Origin of the sequence: Actinopolyspora sabaoui, assembly GCF_051225635.1 — a bacterium.
In the GTDB taxonomy this organism is placed as follows: domain Bacteria; phylum Actinomycetota; class Actinomycetes; order Mycobacteriales; family Pseudonocardiaceae; genus Actinopolyspora.
Genome location: NZ_JBMIHH010000001.1, coordinates 476,956 through 496,582 on the forward strand (window position 1 = coordinate 476,956; position 19,627 = coordinate 496,582).

Consider the following 19,627-nt stretch of genomic DNA (forward strand, 5'->3'; position numbering starts at 1 on the left):
CCGCCGTGTGGTCCCTTCCGCACGGCACTCGTCCTCGTGTGGACCGTTGTCGGAGTTCAGGCGCCGTGTTCGGCAGAGGCGGTTCGCTGTGCCGCTTCCGGCCAACCGGGATAGGGCGGGGGCGTCCCACCGTGGGCGGGGCACAGCGGTTTGAAGTCGCAGAAGTCGCACAACCGGGACGGGGTGGGGCGGAAGTCGCCGCTGCGTCCCGCGCGCAGGATGGCCTGCCAGATGGCCTCCAGCGTCCGTTCGAACCGACGCAGCTCCGCCTCTTCGGGCGTGTAGGCCAACGACTGCTGGTCCTTCAGATACATCAGCAGCAGCTGCCGGGGCAACTCCCCTCGGGCTCGCCACAACACCAGGGCGTAGAACTTCATCTGGAACAGCGCCTTGTTCTCACCGACCTGTCGGGGCGCGGAACCGGTCTTGTAGTCGACCAGCCGCACCTCCCCGGTGGGGGCGACATCGACCCGGTCGATGAACCCCCGCAGCAGTACGCCGCTGTCCAGTTCGGTTTCCACCCGCATCTCGCACGCCTCGGGGTCGAGCCGCCGCGGGTCCTCCAGCTCGAAGTACGACTCGAGCAGCCCGCCGGTAGAGTCCAGCCACTCGGTCAGCTCGTGCTCGTCGGCGAACAGCTCGGCCAACTCGGGCTGCTCGGTACGCAATTCTCGCCAAGCGGGTGTGAGGAGTTCGGCGGCCGTGGCACGGTCCCGACGATTGGCGGGCAGCTGGAACAGCCGTTCCAACACCGAGTGCACCACGGTCCCGCGTGCCTGCGCCTTCGTGGGGGTTTCCGGAAGCCGGTCCACCGCGCGGAATCGGTACAGCAGTGGGCACTGCTTGAAGTCGCTCGCACGGGACGGTGAAAGCGCCGGACGGCGCCCACCGGTTCCGCCATGCGCGGAACTCGCGAACTCGCCGCCTGTTTCGTTCCGGGCAGATTCCGCCATGACCGGCAACCCTAGTAGGACTCCGTGGTTCCGGTTCGCCGAGGTGCTCACGTGGTGGGATTCCTGTCCGCCCTCCGCACGGGCGGGATCCGTGCCGGGAAGGCGGGCCGGGAAGGTCCCACACACCGGAGCGTTCGCACCGAGCACAGTGCTGCGAGGAAGCCGAGAGCCACGCCACGCCGTGTTTCCGGCACCGTGATCCGCTCGTTGTCGCCGTGGCATTCTAGGCTGCTTGATATGGCCACCACCGAGGAGAGGCGAGCGGGTTCCGGCGGTGCGGGGCTGCGGCTCTGCCGGGTTGTCGGGGTTCCGGTACTGCTGTCCCCGTCCTGGTGGGTGGGTGCCGTCCTCATCGTGCTGCTCTACACCCCGCTGGTGCGCGGCCTGCTGCCGAACGCGGGGATATGGGCGAGCGCGTTCGTCGCGGCGGCGTTCACCGTGTTCCTGGCCGGTTCGGTGCTGCTGCACGAGCTCGGACACTGTCTCGTGGCGCTGCGCCTGGGCCTGCCGGTGCGCCGGGTACGGCTGTTCCTGCTCGGCGGGATATCCGAGATCGCCCGAAGTCCTCCCACCGCGTTCCGGGAGGGGCTGATCGCGGCGGCGGGACCCGTGGTTTCGCTGGTGCTCGCCGGTTTCACCGGGATCGGTTGGTTCGCGCTGCAGCCGCACGGTGCGGTGTGGCTGCTGGTGGCGCAGACCTGCGTGGCCAACCTCGCCGTCGGGGTGTTCAACCTGCTCCCCGGGCTGCCGCTGGACGGCGGCAGGATGCTGCGTGCGGTCACCTGGCGGTTGACCGCCGACCGGCACCGCGGAACCGTCGCGGGGGCGCTGGGGGCGGTGGTCGTCGCACTCGGACTGCTCGGGTGGGCGTTCGGTGGTGCCCTGGGCGACGCTCCCGGGCGGTGGCTGCGGCTGGCAGTGGGCGCGCTGATGGCCTGGTTCGTGCTCGCCGGGGCCTACTCGGAGTACACGGCGGGGCGGGGAGAGCGCTGGCCCAGCGGGACGGGGTTGGAGGACCTGTTGCGGCCCGTGCTGCAACTGCCCGCGGAGAGTCCGGTGGGTGACGCGTTGTCGGCCGCCGCGGGCCGCGGCGTGGTGCTGGTGCGCGCCGACGGGGTGGCAGTCGGACTGTTGGAGCAGTCACGTGCCGCCGAGCTGGCCGCGACCTCACCCGGAGAGCCCGCCGAGCGGGCGTCCGAAGGGGTGCTGCCCGAGACCGTGCTGCTGCGCGACGAGCCCTCCGAACAGGTGCTGCACCGACTGCGCACCGTCTCGGCGGAGCAGTTCCTGGTGGTCGACTCCGAGGGCAGACCCTGCGGCGTGTTGCGCCGTACCGCCGTACGGGACGCGGCGCGGCGGTACGGGCCGGAGTCCTGACCCACCGCCAGGTGTTGCTCCGCCGTGCCGCCGGGGCGCGGTGGTAGGGGTCAACGGCAAGGGGCTCAGCTGTAGGGGTGCACGGCGCGTCTGGCAGGATGAGCCGCCGTGTCCGCATCGGTCCAGTGGACGCATTCGCGGGAGGTTTGCACAGGTGAGCAGCGTCAGCGGTCCGTTCGAGGCGGGAGACCGCGTCCAATTGACCGATCCCAAGGGACGGCGTAAGACGATCGTGCTGCAGTCCGGCGGCGAGTACCACACCCAGCACGGTGTGTTGCCGCACGACGAGATCATCGGTCGCGACGAGGGGTCGGTCGTCAGCTCCAACGGCGGAACCTCGTATCTGGCGGTCCGCCCGTTGCTGTCCGACTACGTGCTGTCCATGCCGCGCGGAGCGCAGGTCATCTACCCCAAGGACGCCGCGCAGATCCTGATGTGGGGCGACATCCGGCCAGGAGCCCGAGTGCTCGAGGCCGGTGCCGGATCGGGCGCGTTGACGTGTTCGCTGCTGCGCGCGGTGGGTGACGGCGGATCGGTGGACTCCTGGGAGGTGCGCCAGGACCACGCCGACCACGCGGAGCGCAACGTGGAACGGTTCTTCGGCGAGCGGCCGGACAACTGGACACTGCGGGTCGGCGACGTCACCGAGTACGACGGTGGTGAGGTGGACAGGGTCGTGCTCGACATGGTCTCGCCGTGGGAGTCCCTGCAAACGGTGCACCGCGCTCTCGTGCCCGGTGGTGTGCTCGTGATCTACGTGGCGACCACGACCCAGCTGTCCACGGTCACCGAGGCGCTGCGCGAGCAGCAGGGCTGGACCGAACCGCAGTCCTGGGAGACGTTGCTGCGGCCGTGGCACGCGGTGGGGATGGCGGTGCGCCCCGAGCACCGCATGGTCGCCCACACCGCGTTTCTGCTGGTGGCGCGCAGACTGGCGGACGGCGTGACGCCGCTGCGGGTGCACCGCAGGCCGAGCAAGGGCTGACGGTGGCCGCGCGGGCGGGTGCTCGCGCGGCCTCAGAGCCGGTGATTCGTCCCGCTTGCCTGGTGGCGGCGCCAGAGGCTCAGCCGGTGGAGGATCCCACGCTCTCGCACACCTTCCACTCGCCGTCCTCGACGATCATGTTGAATTTCTGATCGTATTCATTTACCTCTTTCGAGGACCCCGCGATATCGGGGTTTATCGTCATCGTGCCGGTCACGTGGGCAACGGCTTTCCGGTCGGCTTCCTCGGTGACACCTTCCAGGCTCATGTCGAAACTCAGCCCGTCGTATATTTTTCTCGCCAGTTCCGTGGTGGCGCCCTTGTTTTTCATCGTCTCGATGAAATTATTTTCCGCGTATTGTGAGATGTCGCCGTCCTCGCTGTTTTTTATTTTTTCGCAAGTGAGTGAGGAAACCGATTTGAAATCCTTCTCGTTGATCTTGTTTACGTACTCCTGCGCCGTGTCCTTCGGGTCGCCGGGGCCGCCCAGCACCATGAACAGCAGCACGATGATGCCGCCCAGCACCAGGATGCCGCCGCCGGTGCCGCCGAGGATCCACGGGAGCTTGGACTTCCGCTGCTGCGGTGGGTATGGGCCGCCGGGTTGGGCGTAGGGCGGGTAGGCGTTGGGATCGCCCGGGAAGCCCTGTTGCGGTTGCCCCCAAGTTTGTTGCTGGCCCCAGGCTTGCTGCGGTCCGCTCTGCGGGTACTGTCCGCCGGGTTGTTGTCCGTAGGGGTTGGGTTGGCCGTATTGCTGTCCCCACGCGGGCTGCCCGCTGCTCTGGGGATACTGGCCGCCCGGTTGCTGTCCGTAGGGATCCTGGCCGTACTGCTGTCCCCAGGCCGGTTGTTGGCCGGATTCTGGGTATTGGCCGCCGGGATAGCCGCCCTGCTGCCCCCAGTTCTGCTGCTGCCGGGGATCGTTCGGGTCGGGATTCTGCGGAGGGTGGGTCATCGCTCCTCGCGTTTCGAAGGGGTGTACTTTTCGCCGAGCGGTGCGGTCACCGGCGTGCTCCGTTGGGATACCGGGCCGTTTCGGCGGTGAGCGGATTCAGGAGGGATAGCAGATCTTCCAGTCGCCGTTCTCCTTGACCAGGTCGAGTTCGTTGGTGATCGGTTCCTCACCGGGCGTGCTTATCCGCACCGTGAATGTGCCGCTCTTGTCGTCGTGCTCGACGTTCCGCGTGGTCACGGTTGTCCGGCGCAGATCGGACAGCTCCTGCTCACCGAGTTGTGCGGTCCGCTCCGTTTGGTTGCGTAGAGTTTCCTTCATGGCCTGCCGCTGCTCTTCGCAGAGCAGCTCGTCGTACTCCGACATTGGTGGCTGCTCCAGCGGGTTGGAAATCTGCTGCTGCGCGGCCTTCTCGTATCGGGTGACCACGTCCTCGGGGCCGTTGCCGCCTGACAGGGTCACAAACAGCAGCGTGCCGACGCCTCCCAGAACGAGCACACCGCCGATGCCACCGCCGAGGATCCAGGGGAGTTTGGATTTCTTCGGGGGTGGCGGATAGGGGCCGCCGGGTTGTGCGTGGGGCGGGTAGGCGTTGGGATCGCCGGGGAAGCCCTGTTGCGGTTGCCCCCAAGTTTGTTGCTGGCCCCAGGCTTGCTGCGGTCCGCTCTGCGGGTACTGTCCGCCGGGCTGTTGGGCGTAGGGGTTGGGTTGGCCGTATTGCTGTCCCCAGGCGGGCTGCCCGCTGCTCTGGGGATACTGGCCGCCCGGTTGCTGTCCGTAGGGATCCTGGCCGTACTGCTGTCCCCAGGCCGGTTGTTGGCCGGATTCTGGGTATTGGCCGCCGGGATAGCCGCCCTGCTGCCCCTGGTTCTGCTGCTGCCAGGGATCGCCCTGTCCGGGATGTTGTGGATATGTCATGTCGTTCCTCGATCCGAAATACTGCGCGATCACACGCCGGATGGGTGGAAAAGTCTCGGAATCGTTGCCTCCGCGTCATCGGCCGTTGTCGGGCCGGTGACGGGGTGGCCCGTCCGGAGGAGCGGGGAGGGCGGGTTCGTCGGCTCCGGCCGCCTCGTGGGAGAGCGCTGCCGTGAGGTCCTCATCCGGCCAGGTCGCACAGTCGCCATCGGCTGTCCTCCCATCGCAGGCCAAGCGTTTGATCGACCCCATAGGACGCACTGCCCGCCGAGTAGGTTCCGGTGACCCGGACCGTGGCGCTGTCGCCTCGTGCACTGATCTCCCCCAGATTCAGGTCGAACTCGCCCGCGCTGAGCTGTTCCAGCTGCCGGAGCAGCTTCGCGCGATTCGCCGAACACAGTTGCTGTTCGAGCGTCTCGAATCGGCCGTCGTTGATTCTGTCCAACAGGTTCGCGGCGGCGGGGCGGGGGTCGTCCGGACCGGTGAGGAACAGGAAGTAGCCGCCCGTCGCGACACCGGCGAGCAGTGCACCGAGCAGCGCCGGAAGTATCCACCGTCGTCGTGAGCGGTGTTCGACCGGCGGAGCGGTCTCGAACGGTTCCCGGGACTCGCTTTCCGGTAGACCGCGGTTGAACGCGGGATCACCCCAGTCCGGAGGTGGGGGCGGAGTGCCGGGAACGTGCCGTTCCGAGGGTGGTGGGCCCCGACGCCCCGGGGGCAACGGTTGCCCCACGGGTTGGCGTTCCGGGCTGGAGTGTTGCCACGAGGCGGACGGGTCGGCCCGGTGTGCGGTTCCGTTCTCCGGTGGCCGGGCCTGTCCGCCGGGTCCGGATCTTCGTGGCGGCTGGGTCATCGGGGCCTCCCGAGGCACGTGCCCTTCCGTGCGGTTCCGAAACGACTCCTGCGGCGGTACTCGAGCAGCAGCGGTACTCAAGTAGATCAGAACAGGCCGTCCCGGAGTCGGGTAGTGCTCGACAGTTGTCCGTGGCTCGGCTCTTCCCGTGCTGTGGGACTCCCGTCGTTGGCCGCACGCTCGTGTGGGGGTCACGAATCGGTTACCACACGGATGCCCGTGTGCCCCCCTTGCGGTGCGGTGATCGCGACAGCAGGTGTGCGAACAAGCCACGCGATCGGCGTCCACCAGGAAACTCTCTCCCGAACGGACCAACGGGACGAAACGCACCGTGGTCATCCGGCGAACCGCGTAACGAATCGGAACAATGCCGGAGTGGCTCAGTTCATGTGATGCCGCCGATTCGTGTGGCACGCTGGGTCGTCTAGCGGGATTCGACGACCTCGCGTTGTCGTTGATCGCCGGTACCGTGGTGGTACGAACACGGGAGGAGGGTGCCGATATGCAGCACGACCGTCCCGACAACCGGCCTGAAGAGGGCGTTGGCCAGGGAGCCCGCGGCAGTGCGGAAACGAACAAGCAGATCCGCGAGCTGGAGGACGAGGTCGCCTCGCTTCGAGACAGGCTCAACGAGTCCCCGCAACAGGTGCGGTTGTTGGAGCAGCGGCTGGCCGAGGCATCCGAGAGAGTGAGTCAACTCACCGAACGGAACGCCAAACTCACCGAAACCCTCAAGGAAGCGCGGAGCCAGCTGACCGCGCTGCGCGAGGAAGTTGACCGACTCGCTCAGCCACCGAGTGGGTACGGCGTTTTCCTCAGCCGTTACGAGGACGGCACGGTCGACGTGTTCACTTCCGGCAGGAAGATGCGTGTGGCCGTGTCACCCAACGTGAATGTGGAGGAGTTGCAACTCGGCCAGTCGGTGCGCCTCAACGAGGCGTTGACGGTGGTCGAGGAAGGAACATTCGAACGTACCGGCGAGGTGTGCACCTTCCGTGAGATGCTTCCGACCGCCGAGACGGACCAGCCTCGACGAGCGCTGGTGACCGGGCACAGCGACGAGGAACGCGTGGTGTGGCTGACGCCGCCCATGGTCGAGTCCGGTCTGAAGTCCGGTGACTCGGTTTTGGTGGACAGCAAGGTCGGCTACGCCTACGACACGGTTCCCAAGGCCGATGTCGAGGATCTCACGCTGGAGGAGGTGCCCGATGTCGGTTACCAGGACATCGGTGGCCTCGGCGGCCAGATCGAGGAGATCCGGGACGCGGTCGAGCTGCCGTTCCTGCATTCGGAACTCTACATCCAGTACAAGCTGGCACCTCCCAAGGGTGTGCTGCTGTACGGGCCACCCGGTTGCGGCAAGACCCTGATCGCCAAGGCGGTGGCCAACTCGCTGGCCAAGAAGGTCGCCGCCTCCCGAGGGGACGACGACGGTCAGGCCAAGTCGTACTTCCTCAACATCAAGGGTCCCGAACTGCTGAACAAGTTCGTGGGCGAAACCGAGCGCCACATCCGGCTGATCTTCCAGCGCGCCCGGGAGAAGGCGTCCGAGGGGACACCGGTGATCGTGTTCTTCGACGAGATGGACTCGATCTTCCGCACCAGGGGCAGCGGTGTGTCCTCCGATGTGGAGACCACCATCGTTCCCCAGCTGCTCAGCGAGATCGACGGTGTGGAGGGCCTGGAGAACGTCATCGTCATCGGTGCCTCCAACCGGGAGGACATGATCGATCCGGCGATCCTGCGTCCCGGCAGGCTCGACGTCAAGATCAAGATCGAGCGGCCCGACGCCGAGTCGGCCAAGGACATCTTCTCCAAGTACCTCACCAGCGACCTGCCGATCCACGAGGAGGACCTGCGGGAGTTCGGCGGGGACCAGCCGTCGTGTGTGGACGCGATGATCCAGACCACAGTGGAGCGGATGTACGCCGAGACCGACGAGAACCGCTTCCTGGAGGTCACCTACGCCAACGGCGACAAGGAGATCCTGTACTTCAAGGACTTCAACTCCGGCGCCATGATTCAGAACATCGTGGACCGTGCCAAGAAGGCGGCGATCAAGTCCGCCATCGACACGGGTCAGCCCGGCTTGCGGGTGCAGAACCTGCAGGACGCCATCGTCGACGAGTTCGCCGAGAACGAGGATCTGCCCAACACCACCAACCCGGACGACTGGGCACGTATCTCGGGGAAGAAGGGCGAGCGCATCGTCTACATCCGGACTCTGGTCAGCGGTAAGAACCAGGAGTCGGGCAGGGCGATCGACACCGCCACCAATACCGGTCAGTACCTGTAGTCGTCCCGGTTCCTCCGGTCGTCCGAGTACCAGCAGTCAGCGGTACCAGCGGTCGACGGTCAGCCGCGTCACCGTGTCGGAGAACCGCTCTCCGACACCTGGCCACTGATCACAACCTGACCACTGGCCAACCGGGGCGTCACTCGTTCGAGTGGCGCCCCGTAGCCGTGTCACGGCGCGGTCGGCATCCCCGGTGTCGTCATCGCCGCGGGGCCGATAGGTTACGGCGCATGACGGATGCCTCGACCGGTCCGGTGGACCGCTTCGGTGTCGGATTGGCCGCGCTGGGCAGGCCCGCCTACATCAACATGGGGCGTGTCGACGTGCTGCCGGAGGACCGCACCGTCGACGCCATGCGCACCCGCACCAGACAGGTGCTGGACGAGGCCTATGCCGCGGGGATCCGTCGGGTGGACACGGCACGTTCCTACGGCAGTGCCGAGCAGTTCCTGGCCGAGTGGCTGCGCGAGCGCGGGCACGAGGACGTGATCGTGTCCAGTAAATGGGGCTACGCCTACGTCGCCGAATGGCGGATCGAGACCGAGGTCCACGAGATCAAGGAACACTCGCTGGAGCGTTTCCGACAGCAGTGGCCCGCCAGCCGGGAAGCGCTGGGAGATTACCTGAAGCTGTACCAGGTGCACTCGTTGACCACCGACAGCCCACTGTTCGAGGACACCGAGTTGCAGCGGGAACTCGCCCGGCTGCGGGACAGCGGAGTGTTGCTGGGAATCTCCACGACCGGAGCGGCCCAAGCCGCCGCGATCGAGGCGGCCTGGGAGCTACGGGTCGGTGGGGAGCAGTTGTTCGGTGCTGTGCAGGCCACGTGGAACTCCTTGGAGCCGTCGGTCGGCAGGGCGCTGTCGCACGTTCACGAGGATGGTTGGCGGGTGCTGGTCAAGGAGACCCTGGCCAACGGCAGGCTGGCGTCGCGGCCGCCGGAGCCGCTGGCCGCCGTGGCGGGCAGGCATGGTGCGGGCGCCGACGCGGTCGCCCTCGCGCACGTACTGGCGCAGCCGTGGGCGGACACGGTGCTGCTCGGTGCGGCCAGCGTGGGGCAGTTGCGCAGCAACCTGGCCGCGGGATCGGTCTCGCTGAGCAGCCGTGATCTCGACGAGCTGGCGGCCGTCGCCGGGGATCCGGCCACCTACTGGGGAGAACGTTCCGACCTCCCCTGGCACTAGTGATTGTGAGGCGGTTTGCGGGGCTGGTTGCGTAGCCGTCACGTGAGTCGGCGCCTTGCTGTGTTGGGCCGGCTCTTGAGTAGCGGCCTACGCGGCGAGCGGCCCGGCCTTGCAATGCATCCGACTCACGCACCGGGGACACCCGCGCTGCTCACACCGCATGGTCGCTTCCCGACGGCGGCCCCTGGGGCGGCGCGATTTCGCGAGAAATTGACGCCCCAGCACGGCGGTGTGGCCTCAGCTCCGTCAATTTCCCACGAAATCGCCGGGCCGTTTCGGTGCAGGGGGCGCCCCCGATATCGGGGCACCCGCGGCGAGGTGCCCCGAATGTTCCGCCGCGGGAGGATGATGTCGCCGGGTGAGAGGCAAAGCCACGTTACGAGGAGTCCCTGCGGGGCCGGGCCCGCAGGTGGGCGCGCTCGCCCTGCTTGCCGAACAGGCTGATGAATTCCACGGACTCCGAGCCTGCGCAGCCGAACCAGTGCGGTGTGCGGGTGTCGAACTCGGCGGCCTCACCGGGGGAGAGCTCCAGGTCGTGTTCGCCGAGCACGAGCCGGAGACGCCCGTTGAGCACGTAGAGCCATTCGTAGCCCTCGTGGGTCTGCGGATCGGGGACGGCGGGCCGGTCGCTCGCCGGGATCACGAGCTTGTACGCCTGGATGCCGCCCGCGCGGCGGGTCAGCGGCAGCATGGTCATGCCGTGCCGGTTGACCGGCCGCAGGTGCACGCGCGGGTCGCCGGTGGGCGGGGCGTCCACGAGTTCGTCGAGCGTCACGCCGTGCGCCCTGGCCAGCGGAAGCAGTAGTTCGAGGGCGGGCCTGCGCTCACCCGATTCCAGCCGGGACAGCGTACTCACCGAGATTCCGGTCGTCTCCGACAGCTCGTTGAGCGTGGTTTCGCGCTGTCTGCGGAGTGCTCGTAGTCGGGGACCGACCGTGTCGAGTGTCTGATCGAGGTCGTCGTCCATGCCGCCAGTTTGCCATTGCGGCAATAAAACTTGCAGATGTTGCCGGTGGATTCGCATGGTGGTCGTGGAGGTGGTGGTAATGACCGACGAATCGGGTAAGCACTACGAGGTAGCGGTGATCGGTGGCGGAGCCGCCGGTTTGAACGGGGCGTTGCTGCTCTCGCGGGCGCGGCGCTCGGTGGTCGTGATCGACTCGGGCGAGCCGCGCAATGCTCCGGCAACCGGAGTGCACGGTCTGCTCGGCCGCGAGGGAGTCCCTCCGGGGGAGCTCCTGGAAAGCGGTCGGGAGGAGGTGCGTGATTACGGCGGCCACGTGGTCTCCGGCGAGGTCGTCGCCGTCACTCGTGACGGCGAGGAGTTCGTGTTGGACCTCGGCGACGGCCGAAGCGTTCGTGCGCTCCGGTTGCTGGTGACCACGGGCCTGGTCGACGAGCTGCCCGAGGTGGCCGGGTTGCGGGAACGCTGGGGTGCGGACGTGGTGCACTGCCCGTACTGCCACGGCTGGGAGGTTCGGGACCGGACCGTCGGTGTGCTGGCCACCGGTCCGATGTCGGTGCACCAGGCGTTGCTGTTCCGGCAGTGGAGCTTTGATGTCAAGTTCTTCTCCCACAACCTGCGGACGCCCACCGGTGAGGAGGCGGAACGGCTCGCGGCACGCGGCATCCAGGTGGTCGACGGTGCGGTCGAGTCGCTGGAGGTCGGTGAGCAGGGGATCACCGGGGTACGACTCGTCGACGGCACCGTGGTCGGTCGCGAAGTGCTCGCGATCGCGCCACGGATGACCGCGCGTGCCGCGTTCCTGGCCGAGCTCGGACTGCGTGCGGTGGAGCATCCGTCCGGGATCGGTGAGTACGTCCCGGCCGAGGGGACCGGTGCCACCGAGGTCGAGGGCGTGTGGGTGGCGGGCAACGTTACCGATCCCTCGGCCCAGGTCGGCCCCGCCGCCGCTGCTGGTGCCACCGCGGCGGCACGCATCAACGCCGACCTGGTCGAGGAGGAGACGGCCCGTGCGGTCACCGCCCGCCGGGACCCGTTCTCCGCCGAATCCGAGGCTCGTGGGTGTGAAGCGGTGCTGGGCGAGCGCCGCCACGGCCTGTGAGCAGGGAGAGTCCGGGAATCGAAGTCCCGTGAATCGAGAGAGCTCCGCACCGGGGAACGGCTCCTGCTGGCCGAGTGGGTGCTAAGCGGACGCACCGGGAAGAGCGTTGCCCGCAGCCTCAGCTGGGGCGTCCCGGCTGATCCTCGGGAGGACCTCGCGCAACGCCGCACGCAGTAGGGTACCGGCCCGCTCCGGCCCGGGAGCGTGCTCGGCGGTGTGCTCCACGGCCACCCGCAGTGCCGTGTTGACCATCGCGGCCTCCGTCTTCACGCTCAGCTCGTCGGTCCGGCGGCCGGTTCGGTGGGCGATCCCCGCGGCGAACGCGGGTTCCGCGTCCCGGTGGGCCTGCAGCCACACCGCCCTGATCTCCGGTTCGTCCTTGGTCAGTCGGACCAGCGCCAGCGTGGTCTCCATGTCCGTGTTCTCGTCGGTTCCGGCCTGCCCGCGCAGTTGGTCGGGCAGCGCCTCGCCGGGTGCCCAGTCGGCCAACGTTCGGGCGACGTCGTCGATCCCGTGGGTCAGCAGTGGGCGTATGAAGCTTTCCTTGCCCGGCCCCGGGCAGTAGCGCCACAGCGTCCGAACCGACAACCCGGCCGCCTCCGCTATCTCATCGGCCGAGGTCTCGGCGACCCCTTTGCTCGTGAACAGTCGCACCGCCTCGCGTGCGATGTCCATACGCGTCGCCGCCTTGCGGCGTTCGGTCAGCGGCGGGCGTCCGGTGCGTCCGTTGGACGTCTCCTGCTCGCTCGACATCCTGAACTTCCTCCTCGTGGCGGCGGTCACTCGATTCTAGGCCGTTCATTTTTCGGCGCATGATGTAAATATGGCATGATGTGCCTATAAGTATCGAACGGTTCGGCCGCGTCGGTCGTTCGGCGGGATCCGGACCAGGCGGGATCCGGACCCGGGTGGAAAGGAGTTCGGGATGAGTGGAACCGGCCTGGAAGGGCGCTGTGTCGTGGTCACCGGCGCCGGAGCGGGTATCGGGCGGGCCGCCGCGCTGCGGTTCGCCTCCGAGGGAGCGCGGGTACTCATCGCGGACCTCGATGCCGAAGGTGCCTCGACCACCGAACAGCTGATCCGGGAGCAGGACGGCACGGCGACCACCGTGATCGGCGATCTGGGCGATCAGGTCGTGGTCGACGAGATCGTCTCCACCGCGGTGGACCGGTTCGGCGGCCCGGACGTGCTGGTCAACAACGCGGGCATCATGGACAGCTTCGCCGCGGTGGCCGATCTGACCGAGGCCGAGTGGGAACGCGTCCTGCGGGTCAACCTGAGCGCTCCCTTCCTGCTCACCCGCGCGGCGCTGCCGCACATGCTGGCCAAGGGCAGCGGTGTCGTGGTCAACACGGCCTCGGAGGCGTCCCTGCGGGGCAGCGCGGCAGGGGCCGCCTACACCTCCGCCAAGCACGGCCTCATCGGGCTCACCAAGTCGTTGGCCGTCATGTACCGCGACAGCGGTGTCCGTGCCAACGCGATCGCTCCCGGCGGTACCGCCACCGGTATCACCGTCGACGCCGATCCCGAGGCGCTCGGCCCCAACGTTCTCGGCAGCTACGGCAAGAACATCGGCCGCGTCGCCGAGGCCGAGGAGCAAGCGGCAGCCATCGTCTTCCTTGCCTCCGAAGCCGCCAGCAATGTCAACGGAGTGGTGTTGCCGGTCGACAACGGTTGGTCCGCCGTCTGAGGTGCGCTCTTGAAGCGGCCGATGGTGGAGAGCTCCGGCGGGGTTCGCCACGCGACGTCGCGGCCTCCCGAGGCACTACGACCAGGGCCGGCGGGAGGTCCGCCGAGCGAGTACCTCGCCCACCCGACCGAAAGACTTCAATCAACCTTCCCGGAAGTCGAACCACTCGGTGAGGAACTGTCTGCCGTCCGGCACGAACGGCCAGTCCGGATCCCGCGCGTGCTCCCGCAGCTCGGCCAGCGGCATCCACCAACCCGCGGCTATCTCCTCCGGCTGGTGGATCACCCGCCCGTCCCAACGGATCTCATACACGAAAGCGTGAAATCGTACCGGCCCCCGTTCGTGGGTGGTCCGGAACAGGAAACGCGGCTCCGCACGGATTCCCAGCTCCTCGGCCAACTCCCGCCGTGCTGCCTCGTCCGGGGCCTCACCGGCCGCCACGACACCACCCGCCCAGCAGTCGTACATGGCCGGGTAGACGTCCTTGTCCGCGGTGCGTCGGTGCACGTAGACCTTCGTCAGGTCCGTGGAACGCACCAGCACCGAGGTGGCCGCGTGCCACAGCCCTTCGGAACGCATCCGGGCTCGCGGGGCCGAACCGACCACTGAGCCGTCCCGGTCGTAGACGGCGACTAGTTCCTCTCCGGCGGTCACCACCCGAGGATGTCAGTTCCGTTGTCGGCACCGGGGCGACAGTTCTCGCGGTGCCCCGTCGACCCGGTTGGGGCAGGGAGCCGGTCGGAGCGGGAAGCCTGTTGGGGCGGGGATCGAACCGGCACCGGCGGTGTGTGCGGGCTCGCTCTCCTCGTCCGCACCCGGCACCGGAATGTGACCGTTACAGGGAGTCGTACACCGCGTTGAACCCGTAGGCTGAACATTATGCGTCGGATCATGGGAACCGAGGTGGAGTACGGGATCACCGTGCCGGGTGACGCGACCGCGAACCCGGTGCTGACCTCCACCCACATCGTGCTGGCCTACGCGGCGGCGGCCGACATCCCCCGAGCGCGGCGTGCCCGGTGGGACTACGAGGTGGAATCGCCGTTGCGCGACGCCCGCGGCTTCGACATGGGCGCCTCGTCGTCATCGTCGAACGGCTCGGAGGGTGACGATCTCGGTGCGGCCAACGTCATTCTCACCAACGGTGCGCGACTCTACGTCGACCACGCCCATCCGGAGTACTCCGCTCCCGAGGTGACCAATCCGCGTGACGCCGTGCTCTGGGACAAGGCCGGGGAGCGGGTGATGGAGGAGGCCGCGCTGCGCGCCGCCAGCGTACCGGGTACCACCCCGATCCAGCTGTACAAGAACAACATCGACGGCAAGGGCGCCAGCTACGGCACCCACGAGAACTACCTGTGTGCCCGCGACACTCCGTTCACGGCCGTCATCGCGGGACTCACGCCCTTCTTCGTCTCCAGGCAGATCGTGTGTGGTTCCGGTCGGGTGGGTATCGGCCAGGTGGGGGAGAAACCCGGCTTCCAGCTCTCGCAGCGCGCCGATTACGTCGAGGTCGAGGTGGGCCTGGAAACCACCCTCAAACGCGGCATCATCAACACCAGGGACGAGCCCCATGCCGATGCCGACAAGTACCGCAGGCTGCACGTGATCCTCGGTGACGCCAACCTCGCCGAGACGGCCACCTACCTCAAGCTCGGCGCGACCGCCCTGGTCCTGGACATGATCGAGTCCGGACGTCGTTTCGACGATCTCCGGTTGGCCGATCCGGTCAAGGCGGTGCACCAGATCAGCCACGACCCGAGCCTCAATCAGAAGGTCGAACTCGCCGACGGGCGGCACTTCACCGGTCTCGACCTGCAGCGGGCCTATCACGAGCGGGCCGTGGAGTACGTCGAGGCGCACGGCAGCCACACCTCGGGCGAGGTGGTGCGAACGTGGGGAGAGGTGCTCGACCTGCTCGCGCGGGATCCGATGGAGTGCGCCGACCGGCTCGACTGGCCCGCCAAGTTGAAGCTGATGGAGAACTACCGCAGCCGCGACAACCTCGCCTGGGGATCGCCCCGATTGCACATGATCGACCTGCAGTACGCCGACGTGCGCATGGACAAGGGACTGTACAACCGGTTGGTCAGCCGTGGTTCGATGCGGCGCATCCTGGCCGAGGAGGAGGTTCGCGAAGCCGTTACGACCCCGCCGGAAGACACCAGGGCCTACTTCCGCGGTCGATGCCTGGAGCGCTACCCGAACGAGGTCGCCGCCGCCTCCTGGGATTCGGTGATCTTCGACCTGGGACGCGAGTCGCTGGTGCGTATCCCGACCCTGGAACCGTTGCGGGGGACGAAGGCACACGTGGGTGAACTGCTGGAGGCGGCCACCAGCGCCGAGGAGCTGGTGGACTCCCTCACCGGTGGGTGATGCGAAGGGCGCCCGGGCCCGGTGACCACTCGGTCGCGGGACCTTCGGAGCGCGACAGATCCAAAACAACCACTTTTGGATCTGGGCGTGGGGTCGATTGACTAGGTAGTGTTCACACCAGGATGTTTTGTTGCCCGTCCGGCCCGGGACGGTGTCGGGTTCACCCGGCGGAAGCCGCGGTGCCGGTTACGGACAGGCATCCTCGATGAGACCACCGGGAGGCGAGATGTCCCAGGAAAAGGTTGAGCGGCACGGCGGCGGAGACGAAGGCGACGACGAGCAGAACGGTGCCGAATCCGCTGGTCAGGATCGTCGGGAGAAGCTCGGCGAGGATGTGGACACCATTCTGGACGAGATCGACGACGTCCTGGAGGAGAACGCCGAGGACTTCGTCCGAGCCTACGTCCAGAAGGGTGGTCAGTAACCCGGAAGGGCCAGTAACGGAGTCCCGCGGGACGGTTCGCCCGGATGCTCCCGGTCGATGCCGGGACGAGACGTCCGAACCGTCCCGTTGGGGCTTTCGTGCACGGTCGGCGCGGGCGGCACCGGGCCGACCAGCGCGGCCGTGCACGCCCTAGAGTGTGCACAACCGATCATGTGACGCCAGTTACTTCGAGCAGGAGACGATGTCGCCCATGGAATCCAGCTCGACTCGGAGCCATCCGGGTCAGGCGCTGCCCCCCGAGTACTTCACTCCCGGATCCTCGTCGTTCACGGACTTCCTTCGAGCCGCGGCACCCGAGATGCTGCCGCGGGTAACGGAGAACACCGAGGGATCCATGGACGTGCCGCACGGGACGACCATCGTCGCGCTGACCTTCCGTGGAGGTGTGCTGCTCGCGGGGGATCGTCGCTCCACGATGGGCAACATCATCGCCCAGCGGGACATGGACAAGCTCTACGTGACCGACGACTACTCCGCCGTGGGGATCGCGGGTACCGCCGGGATCGCGCTCGAGATGGTGCGGCTGTACGCAGTCGAACTCGAGCACTACGAGAAGATCGAGGGCGTTCCGCTCTCGCTGGACGGTAAGGCCAACAAGCTCGCGACCATGCTGCGCAGCAACCTGCAGGGAGCGATGGCCGGGCTCGCGGTGGTGCCGCTGTTCGCCGGTTTCGACACCGCTGCCGAGGATCCCGACCGTGCGGGGCGCATCGTCACCTACGACATCACCGGCGGACGCTACGACGAGAGCGCGGGATACAACGCCGTCGGTTCGGGCTCGTTGTTCGCCAAGTCGGCGTTGAAGAAACGCCACGATCCGGAGGCCGACGTCGACTCGGCTGTGCGCAACGCGATCGAGGCGCTCTACGACGCGGCCGACGACGACAGCGCGACGGGTGGACCGGACGTGGCCAGGAAGATCTATCCCACGGTGGTCACGATCACCGGTGCGGAGGGGGCCGTCCGCATGTCCGAGGAACACACCGCCGCCGTCGCCGAGGAGGTCGTCGCGGGTAGGCAGCAGAACCCCGGAGGCTGAGGCCGAGGGGCCGCGCGGGGCCGGATCGCCACGACGGGGGACGGGGCGATCCGGCAGGCCCGGTGTCCGTCGCCGCGTGCGAAGCAAGCGCCATGTGCCAAGTCGGTACAGCACGATTCGAGCCAGGAGTGCACAACCGTGACGATGCCCTTCTACACCTCGCCAGAGCAGCTGATGCGCGAACGCTCCGAGCTCGCCCGCAAGGGTATCGCTCGGGGGCGTAGCGTGGTGGTGCTCAAGTACGCGGGCGGGGTGCTGTTCGTGGCCGAGAACCCCTCGACCACCCTGCACAAGATTTCCGAGATCTACGACCGCATCGGCTTCGCCGCGGTGGGGCGGTACAGCGAGTTCGAGAACCTGCGTATGGCCGGTATCAGAATGGCCGACGTCAAGGGGTACTCCTACGACCGGCGGGACGTCACCGGTCGGGCGTTGGCCAACTCCTACGCGCAGACGTTGGGGGCCATCTTCACCGAACAGGTGAAGCCCTTCGAGGTGGAGATCTGTGTCGCCGAGGTGGGCAGCACACCGGACGCGGACCAGCTGTACCGGTTGACCTACGACGGTTCCATCGTCGACGAACCGCAGTACGTGGCGATGGGCGGGCAGGCCGAGACCGTCACGTCCGCGCTGAAGGACTCCTTTACCGACGGCATGGAACTCGAACCCGCGATACGGGAAGCGGTGCGCGCCCTGGTGGCCGGCGGCGAGGGTTCCCGCCAGTTGGGAGTCGGGCAGCTCGAGGTGGCGATACTGGAACGGTCCAGGCCGCACCGCACGTTCCGTCGCATCACCGGTGCGGCACTGCGCCAGCTGCTTCCCGCCGAGTCCGAGGAGTCCGGCTCGGGTACGGAGGAGACCAGCTCGGGTGCCGACTCGGAGCGGTCGGAAAACGGCGGCTCGCCCGAGTGACGCGCCGGTCCCGGGCGGTTCGTGCCGGGACGCGGCCGCGCTGTGACGAACGGAACGGTGGTTTCGGTGCTCGGTCCCTGAGCGTCGAAACCACCGGTTCCGACTCGCGTGTGGCTACGTTGTGTGGTGTTTTCGACCGAATTTTTTCGCGTCCGACCCCGAACGGCGGACCGCCGAGTTCCACGAAGACGCCTACTGTGGAGGCATGCAGCGGAGGATCTTCGGCATCGAGACCGAGTTCGGGGTGACCTGTACCTTTCACGGGCAACGCAGGCTCTCCCCGGACGAGGTTGCCAGATACCTGTTCCGGAAGGTCGTTTCGTGGGGCCGTTCCTCGAACGTTTTCCTGCGCAACGGCGCGAGACTCTATCTGGACGTTGGTTCGCACCCCGAGTACGCGACGGCCGAGTGTGACGATCTCGTCCAGCTCGTCACCCATGACAAGGCGGGTGAGCGCATCCTGGAGGACCTGCTCACCGATGCCGAGCGGAGGCTGGCTGACGAGGGTATCGGCGGGGACATCTTCCTGTTCAAGAACAACACCGACTCGGCGGGCAACTCCTACGGCTGCCACGAGAACTACCTCGTGGGGCGCTCGGGAGAGTTCTCCCGTATCGCCGACGTGCTGTTGCCCTTCCTGGTCACCCGACAGTTGATCTGCGGTGCGGGCAAGGTGTTGCAAACCCCACGCGGTGCGGTCTACTGCCTGTCCCAGCGGGCGGAGCACATCTGGGAGGGGGTCTCCAGCGCCACCACCCGTTCCCGCCCGATCATCAACACCAGGGACGAGCCCCACGCCGACGCGGAGCGCTACCGCAGGCTGCACGTGATAGTGGGCGACTCGAATATGTCCGAGGTCACCACCCTGCTGAAGGTGGGCACCGTCAACCTGGTGCTGGAGATGATCGAGCAGGGGGTGCAGTTCCACGACTTCAGTCTGGACAATCCGATCCGTGCGATCCGGGAGATCAGCCACGATCTCACCGGAAGGCGCCCCGTACGGCTGGCCGGTGGCCGTGAGGCGTCCGCGCTCGACATCCAGCGGGAGTACTACGGCCGTGCTGTCGAGTACGTGGCTCGTCGCGGTTCCGACCCGATGACGGACCGGATCATGGACCTGTGGGGCAGGGCGCTGGACGCCGTGGAGTACCAGGACTACTCGCTGATCGACCGGGAGGTCGACTGGGCCATCAAGCATCGTCTGCTGGAGCGCTACCGCGACAAGCACGGTCTGGAGCTGTCCAGCCCGCGCATCGCGCAACTCGACCTGGCCTACCACGATCTGCGACGCAACCGGGGCCTGTTCGAGATGTTGCAGCGCAAGGATCTGGTGGACCGTGCCACCAATGACGGCGACATCGAGGCGGCCAAGGACACCCCGCCGCAGAGCACCAGGGCAAAGCTCCGTGGCGACTTCATCGCGGCCGCGCAGACCGCGGGCAGGGACTTCACCGTCGACTGGGTGCACCTCAAGCTCAACGACCAGGCGCAGCGGACAGTGCTGTGCAAGGATCCGTTCCGTGCGGTGGACGAGCGGGTGGAACGTCTGATCAGCTCGTTGTGACTCGTTCGTGTCAGATC

Annotated in this window: 18 protein-coding genes; 11 read left to right on the top strand and 7 right to left on the bottom strand. The window is 67.4% G+C overall.

Going from position 1 to position 19,627, the window contains the following annotated elements; all coding sequences use genetic code 11:
• Nucleotides 1-56: 56 nt before the first annotated feature.
• The gene (locus ACOQFL_RS02125) at nucleotides 57-953 is read right to left on the bottom strand and encodes a RecB family exonuclease (RefSeq protein WP_435542366.1); all 897 of its coding nucleotides are present in this window, start codon (nucleotides 951-953) and stop codon (nucleotides 57-59) included.
• A gap of 237 nt (nucleotides 954-1,190) precedes the next feature.
• Here ACOQFL_RS02125 and ACOQFL_RS02130 point away from each other — a divergent pair, with 237 nt between their 5' ends.
• The gene (locus tag ACOQFL_RS02130; protein WP_435542367.1) at nucleotides 1,191-2,330 is read left to right on the top strand and encodes a site-2 protease family protein; all 1,140 of its coding nucleotides are present in this window, start codon (nucleotides 1,191-1,193) and stop codon (nucleotides 2,328-2,330) included.
• 154 nt (nucleotides 2,331-2,484) lie between these two features.
• Nucleotides 2,485-3,315: a tRNA (adenine-N1)-methyltransferase gene (locus ACOQFL_RS02135; RefSeq protein ID WP_435542368.1), complete on the top strand. Its 831-nt coding sequence runs from the start codon at nucleotides 2,485-2,487 to the stop codon at nucleotides 3,313-3,315.
• 79 nt (nucleotides 3,316-3,394) lie between these two features.
• Here ACOQFL_RS02135 and ACOQFL_RS02140 read toward each other — a convergent pair whose 3' ends face one another.
• From ACOQFL_RS02140 to ACOQFL_RS02150, 3 genes are all read right to left on the bottom strand, one after another.
• Nucleotides 3,395-4,270: an Rv0361 family membrane protein gene (locus ACOQFL_RS02140; RefSeq protein ID WP_435542369.1), complete on the bottom strand. Its 876-nt coding sequence runs from the start codon at nucleotides 4,268-4,270 to the stop codon at nucleotides 3,395-3,397.
• A gap of 96 nt (nucleotides 4,271-4,366) precedes the next feature.
• The gene (locus ACOQFL_RS02145; RefSeq protein ID WP_435542370.1) at nucleotides 4,367-5,185 is read right to left on the bottom strand and encodes an Rv0361 family membrane protein; all 819 of its coding nucleotides are present in this window, start codon (nucleotides 5,183-5,185) and stop codon (nucleotides 4,367-4,369) included.
• A gap of 181 nt (nucleotides 5,186-5,366) precedes the next feature.
• Nucleotides 5,367-6,038, bottom strand: a complete 672-nt coding sequence (locus tag ACOQFL_RS02150) for a hypothetical protein (protein ID WP_435542371.1) — start codon at nucleotides 6,036-6,038, stop codon at nucleotides 5,367-5,369.
• Nucleotides 6,039-6,540: 502 nt separating this feature from the next.
• Between ACOQFL_RS02150 and arc the strand changes: the two genes are divergently transcribed.
• Nucleotides 6,541-8,334 carry a proteasome ATPase gene (arc, locus tag ACOQFL_RS02155; RefSeq protein WP_435542372.1) on the top strand — a complete coding sequence of 598 codons (1,794 nt, stop codon included), beginning with the start codon at nucleotides 6,541-6,543 and terminating at the stop codon, nucleotides 8,332-8,334.
• A gap of 230 nt (nucleotides 8,335-8,564) precedes the next feature.
• Complete coding sequence (locus ACOQFL_RS02160) at nucleotides 8,565-9,518, top strand: aldo/keto reductase (protein ID WP_435542373.1); 954 nt, start codon at nucleotides 8,565-8,567, stop codon at nucleotides 9,516-9,518.
• A gap of 376 nt (nucleotides 9,519-9,894) precedes the next feature.
• On the opposite strand, the gene ACOQFL_RS02165 is transcribed toward ACOQFL_RS02160, so the two are convergent.
• Entirely contained in the window at nucleotides 9,895-10,485 is a 591-nt protein-coding gene (locus tag ACOQFL_RS02165; protein ID WP_435542374.1) for a helix-turn-helix domain-containing protein, read from the bottom strand.
• A gap of 79 nt (nucleotides 10,486-10,564) precedes the next feature.
• Here ACOQFL_RS02165 and ACOQFL_RS02170 point away from each other — a divergent pair, with 79 nt between their 5' ends.
• Complete coding sequence (locus ACOQFL_RS02170) at nucleotides 10,565-11,584, top strand: NAD(P)/FAD-dependent oxidoreductase (RefSeq protein WP_435542375.1); 1,020 nt, start codon at nucleotides 10,565-10,567, stop codon at nucleotides 11,582-11,584.
• A gap of 81 nt (nucleotides 11,585-11,665) precedes the next feature.
• Here the strand turns inward: ACOQFL_RS02170 and ACOQFL_RS02175 are convergent, their stop codons facing one another.
• Complete coding sequence (locus ACOQFL_RS02175) at nucleotides 11,666-12,337, bottom strand: TetR/AcrR family transcriptional regulator (RefSeq protein WP_435542376.1); 672 nt, start codon at nucleotides 12,335-12,337, stop codon at nucleotides 11,666-11,668.
• Between the two features lie 172 nt (nucleotides 12,338-12,509).
• Here ACOQFL_RS02175 and ACOQFL_RS02180 point away from each other — a divergent pair, with 172 nt between their 5' ends.
• The gene (locus ACOQFL_RS02180) at nucleotides 12,510-13,274 is read left to right on the top strand and encodes an SDR family NAD(P)-dependent oxidoreductase (RefSeq protein WP_435542377.1); all 765 of its coding nucleotides are present in this window, start codon (nucleotides 12,510-12,512) and stop codon (nucleotides 13,272-13,274) included.
• Nucleotides 13,275-13,415: 141 nt separating this feature from the next.
• Here the strand turns inward: ACOQFL_RS02180 and ACOQFL_RS02185 are convergent, their stop codons facing one another.
• Nucleotides 13,416-13,928: an NUDIX hydrolase gene (locus ACOQFL_RS02185; protein ID WP_435542378.1), complete on the bottom strand. Its 513-nt coding sequence runs from the start codon at nucleotides 13,926-13,928 to the stop codon at nucleotides 13,416-13,418.
• A gap of 225 nt (nucleotides 13,929-14,153) precedes the next feature.
• On the opposite strand from ACOQFL_RS02185, the gene dop reads away from it, so the two are divergent.
• The 5 genes from dop (at nucleotide 14,154) to pafA (ending at nucleotide 19,610) form a co-directional block, all read left to right on the top strand.
• Nucleotides 14,154-15,650, top strand: a complete 1,497-nt coding sequence (gene dop / locus ACOQFL_RS02190; RefSeq protein WP_435542379.1) for a depupylase/deamidase Dop — start codon at nucleotides 14,154-14,156, stop codon at nucleotides 15,648-15,650.
• A 226-nt stretch (nucleotides 15,651-15,876) separates the two neighbouring features.
• Nucleotides 15,877-16,074, top strand: coding sequence for a ubiquitin-like protein Pup (locus ACOQFL_RS02195; RefSeq protein WP_092627739.1), 198 nt, complete (start codon nucleotides 15,877-15,879; stop codon nucleotides 16,072-16,074).
• A 211-nt stretch (nucleotides 16,075-16,285) separates the two neighbouring features.
• Nucleotides 16,286-17,134 (top strand): proteasome subunit beta, encoded by an 849-nt coding sequence (gene prcB / locus ACOQFL_RS02200; protein WP_435542380.1) that lies wholly within the window; start codon nucleotides 16,286-16,288, stop codon nucleotides 17,132-17,134.
• 138 nt (nucleotides 17,135-17,272) lie between these two features.
• Nucleotides 17,273-18,046, top strand: a complete 774-nt coding sequence (prcA, locus tag ACOQFL_RS02205; RefSeq protein ID WP_435542381.1) for a proteasome subunit alpha — start codon at nucleotides 17,273-17,275, stop codon at nucleotides 18,044-18,046.
• Nucleotides 18,047-18,251: 205 nt separating this feature from the next.
• Nucleotides 18,252-19,610 (top strand): Pup--protein ligase, encoded by a 1,359-nt coding sequence (gene pafA / locus ACOQFL_RS02210; protein ID WP_043574844.1) that lies wholly within the window; start codon nucleotides 18,252-18,254, stop codon nucleotides 19,608-19,610.
• Nucleotides 19,611-19,627: the final 17 nt, after the last annotated feature.